At 68.0% G+C, this 2,646-nt stretch carries 2 protein-coding genes and 1 pseudogene; all 3 read left to right on the top strand.

Annotated elements, in window-relative coordinates:
* Positions 1-174, top strand: a pseudogene (locus NKI17_RS36700) (cytochrome P450); the annotation flags it as partial.
* Between the two features lie 154 nt (positions 175-328).
* A complete protein-coding gene (locus NKI17_RS36705; RefSeq protein ID WP_352907930.1) occupies positions 329-1,321 on the top strand; it encodes a polyprenyl synthetase family protein in 993 nt (330 codons plus the stop codon).
* 148 nt (positions 1,322-1,469) lie between these two features.
* Positions 1,470-2,646: hypothetical protein (locus NKI17_RS36710; RefSeq protein ID WP_352907928.1), on the top strand; the 1,177-nt coding region annotated here is incomplete at its 3' end.

The following is a 2,646-nucleotide window of genomic DNA, read 5'->3' on the forward strand; positions in this document are numbered from 1 at the left end:
GTCTGCATCGGCTACCACCTGGTATGGCTGGAAATGGTGCAGTTCTGCATCGCCTTGGCACTGACCATGCACCAGGCCGGGGTGCGGCCGCGGTTGCTGAGCGGCGTCGAAAAAGGCCGGCGCTATTACCCGACCGCACATCCGTCCATGGCAATCCGCATAGGCTTCTCATGAGCTGGCATCGCATGCCCCGTGTGGCGAGGCATCGGCGCCGGCGAGGCGCGGCATTGCTGCACTCAGCGCACGCGCTCGGTGCGGCGCCGGCAACACCGCTGCGGCTTGGCGCTCGCCGTGGCCATCTCGTGTCAGGTACAAGGACATGAAAAACATGCAGACCGGTTCCAGGCTACACGACGACCGAACTGGCGTTTCCGCGCTCGGCGGATTGGGTGCGCAGGCGCGCGGCGCATCCGGCAGGCTGCTGCCGGAGATCTGGATGCAGAACGGCGCAAAGCGGGTCGAACAGACGCTGGCGCGTCTTCTCTGCGCCGAAGACGACGGTGAGACCGAGCTGATGGCGGCGATGCGCTACGCCACCTTGCATGGCGGGAAGCGCACCCGCGCCTTGCTCTGTCTGGCTGCCGGCGCACTGGCCGACACGCCGGCGCACATGCTCGACGACGTCGGCGCCGCCATCGAGATGATGCACGCCTGTACCCTGGTCCACGACGACCTGCCCGCGATGGACGACGACGTGCTTCGCCGCGGCCTTCCGACCGTGCACGTCGAGTTCGGCGAAGCCACTGCGATCCTGGTCGGCGATGCGCTGCAGGCGCACGCCTTCCTGACCCTGGCGAGCCTGGATGCGCCGGGCGACAACCGTATCGCGCTCGTGCGCGAACTGGCGCAGGCGGTGTCCGCCGAGGGTGCCGCAGGCGGGCAAGCCATGGATCTGTCGCTGGTCGGAAAGCACGCCGAGCTGGACAGGATCGTGGCGATGCACCGGAAGAAGAGCGGAGCGCTAGTGCGCGCGTCCGTTCGCATGGGCGCGCTATACTCCATCGCGGAAGATGCCGCGCACGCTGCGCTGTACTGTGCGCTCGATCGCTACACCGCCTGTTTCGGCCTGGCGTTGCAGGTGGTCGACGACATTCTCGACGCGACAGCGGATACCGCGACGCTGGGCAAGACCCCCGGTAAGGACGCGGCGGCGCAGAAGCCGACCTGCGCGTCGATCATGGGGCTGCAGGCAGCGCGCCAGTTCGCGCTGGATTTGTTGCGCGACGCTGGGGAGGCCATCGTCCCGCTGGGGCCGCGTGCGGAACGGTTGGCGCAGATGCTGCAGCGGGCCAACATGTATCTGTCCGCGCCATACGCATGAGCGCGTCCGTCCGCATGGACTCGCCCCTGTGCTGCTGCGATCGGCCGGCGGCAGCGGTGCATGCTGCACTGTGTCCGAGTCCGCGGCGATGTGCGCGGCGTCTGCCGATCCTGGTTCTCGTCAACCGTCTGCAGAAGGAACATCCTGCGTGAACGCGCTGTCCGAACAGATCCTTTCCGAATTGCGCCACCTGCTGAGCGAGATGAGCGACGGCGGCAGCGTCGGCCCGTCCGTCTACGACACGGCGCGAGCTCTGCAGTTCCACGGCAACGTCACCGGTCGGCAGGACGCATACGCGTGGCTCATCGCGCAGCAACAGGCCGATGGCGGATGGGGAAGCGCGGATTTCCCGCTGTTCCGCCATGCGCCCACGTGGGCGGCGTTGCTGGCTTTGCAGTGTGCCGATCCTCTTCCCGGCGCTGCCGACGCAGTCCAGGCTGCAACCCGGTTCCTCGAGCGCCAGCCCGATCCCTACGCGCATGCGGTGCCGGAAGATGCGCCCATCGGCGCGGAGCTGATCCTGCCGCAGTTGTGCGGCGAGGCCGCATCCTTGCTGGGCGGCGTGGCGTTTCCGCGCCATCCGGCGCTGTTGCCGTTGCGGCAAGCGTGCCTGGTCAAGCTGGGGGCGGTGGCGACGTTGCCGAGCGGCCATCCGTTGCTGCACTCCTGGGAAGCCTGGGGGAGGTCGCCGACCACCGCATGCCCGGATGACGACGGCAGCATCGGCATCAGTCCGGCAGCCACCGCCGCGTGGCGTGCGCACGCCGTGTCACAGGGGAGCACGCCGCAGGTCGGGCGCGCCGACGCGTATCTGCAGGCGGCATCGCGGGCGACGCGCAGCGGCATCGAAGGTGTCTTTCCCAACGTCTGGCCGATCAATGTATTCGAGCCATGCTGGTCGCTGTACACCCTGGATCTGGCCGGTCTGTTCGCGCATCCCGCGCTCGCCGAGGCGGTGCAAGTGATCGTCGCGCAGCTCGACGCCCGCCTGGGCGTGCGCGGTCTGGGCCCGGCCTTGCACTTCGCGGCCGATGCGGACGATACCGCCGTTGCGATGTGCGTCCTGCGCCTTGCAGGCCGCGACCCGGCGGTCGATGCGTTGCGCCATTTCGAAATCGGCGAGCTGTTCGTCACCTTCCCCGGCGAGCGCAATGCCTCGGTGTCGACCAACATCCATGCCCTGCATGCGTTGCGAATGTTGGGAAAGCCCGCCGCCGGCACCAGCGCCTACGTCGAGGCCAATCGCAACCCGCACGGTCTATGGGACAACGAAAAATGGCACGTTTCGTGGCTGTATCCCACCGCGCATGCGGTCGCTGCGCTGG

The organism is Mesorhizobium sp. M0816 (assembly GCF_040320005.1).
In the GTDB taxonomy this organism is placed as follows: domain Bacteria; phylum Pseudomonadota; class Alphaproteobacteria; order Rhizobiales; family Rhizobiaceae; genus Mesorhizobium.